Source organism: Alienimonas chondri, assembly GCF_013036045.1.
GTDB lineage: Bacteria > Planctomycetota > Planctomycetia > Planctomycetales > Planctomycetaceae > Alienimonas > Alienimonas chondri.
This window is the reverse complement of record NZ_WTPX01000319.1, coordinates 1-1717: the sequence shown is the minus strand read 5'-3', so window position 1 is coordinate 1717 and position 1717 is coordinate 1. Positions and strand designations below refer to the sequence as shown.

General features: G+C 74.6%; 3 protein-coding genes. All 3 read left to right on the top strand.

Features of this window, described 5'->3' with window-relative positions; genetic code table 11:
- On the top strand, nucleotides 1-278 hold a 278-nt coding region (locus tag LzC2_RS21365), incomplete at its 5' end, for a hypothetical protein (RefSeq protein WP_246255273.1).
- A gap of 99 nt (nucleotides 279-377) precedes the next feature.
- Entirely contained in the window at nucleotides 378-584 is a 207-nt protein-coding gene (locus tag LzC2_RS21360; protein ID WP_171190045.1) for a hypothetical protein, read from the top strand.
- A gap of 88 nt (nucleotides 585-672) precedes the next feature.
- Nucleotides 673-1717 (top strand): hypothetical protein (locus LzC2_RS21355; protein WP_171190044.1); only part of this gene is annotated, 1045 nt, incomplete at its 3' end.

The following is a 1717-nucleotide window of genomic DNA, read 5'->3' as shown; positions in this document are numbered from 1 at the left end:
GTGCTGCGGAGCCCGCGATGAGCGGGGCCGTGCAGGAGCTGTTCGTCGCCCCGGACGGCACGGCCCGCGGTCTCTACGGCGAGTTGATCGACACGACCGCGATCGGCTCGTGCTCCGTGACCCGGGCCAGCCACGTCGAACCCGCCCCCGGCGGCGGCTGGACCGCGGACCTCTCGCCGGTCGCCGGGCCGCTCCTTGGCCCGTTCCCCCTCCGCAGCGCCGCTCTCGCCGCGGAGGCGGAGTGGCTCACGCGGCGCCGACTGACCTTGCCGGGCTGAACGTCCGGCTCTTTCACCTTCACCCCCCGAGCGGCGGGTCGGCCCAGTGCCGACCCGCCGCTTTCTCTTTTCCCACGTCACGAACAGGAGTTTTCAAAGATGCCCCAGCACGAATTGAACCGCCGCGTCGCCGCGGCCACCGGCGAGACCGTCAGCGAGATCGCCCGAATGGGTTTTCAGATCGACGGCCCGCCGTCGTTCACGCACGCCGGCGACGACCTCGGCCCCATCGACTGGGACGCCGAGCAGGCCGCCCGCCGCAGCGATCCGCACCGCTGCGGTCGCGGCCGGGTCGCCTTTCACTGATCGGCGGCGACGCCCGCGACCGGCGGCGGGTTCGTCCCCGCCGCCGGCCTTTTCCTCACCCGTTCATCCCCCGCATACCAGAGGCCCCATGCCCCCGCTCACGCTGTCCCGCCGGACGCTGCACGGCTTCCGGCTGGTCTTACGAAAACACCTCGCCCTGAAGGGCCGCGACGAAGGCCCGCCCGTCCGCGTCCACGCCGGCGCCGACGGCGGAACGCTCCTCACGGCGATCGCCCCGGACGGTCGGGGCGCCCGTCTCGGCATTCCCGGGGACCGCCCCCCGGCGGATCTCGTGCTGCCGTTCGATCTGCTCGCCGACGCCGGCGCCGCCAAGGCCGGCGACGTCTCCCTCGCCGAGGTGGACGGCGGCGAGGCCGTCGTCGCGAACTGGGACGAGAAGGGCGTGCCCCGGTCCGCCCGCGGCGCCCTCGAGCAGGCAGACCGCGACCGGGCGACGGCGTTCGCCCCGCCGCCCGTCGACGGGCTCCACGACCCTGGACCCGGCTTCGCCGCGGCCCTGCGGCAGGCGACCGACGTCACCGACACGGAGTCGACCCGCTACGCCCTCGCGTGCGTCCGGCTGAATCCCCACGCCGGCCGGATCGAGGCGACAGATTCGCACTGTTTGCTGATCGCCCGCAGCTACGCCTTCCCCTGGGACGAACCCGTCCTGCTGCCGGCGCCGCACGCCCTGAGATGCTCGCAATTGAAGGGCGCCGAAGTGCGGATCGCGCGGGGCTCGGACGGGTCGAAGGTTCCGCTCGTGATCCTCTCCGCCGGCGATTGGACGCTGTGGACGCCGGAGACCCGAGACGCCCGGTTCCCGGACCTCGACCGGGTCGTCCCCGGCGGGGAGGGGCGGGCGACCGTTACGCTGTCCGCGGCGGACGCGGCCTTCTTCGCCGACCGGCTGGACCGCCTGCCGGGCGCCGGCGACGCCCGTCGGCCCGTCACGCTGGAGGTGCGGGAGGGCCTCTTCCTCGTCAGGGCCGCCGAGGAGGGCGGGGAGCCGGTCGAGTTGGCCACGGCGTCCTCGGAGGTCGCGGGCGAGGCGGTCGCCGTGGCCGACCGGCGGTTCCTCGCCCGGGCTCTCGCCGCCGGCTGCAGGCGGATCACGCTGCACGGCCCGGAGG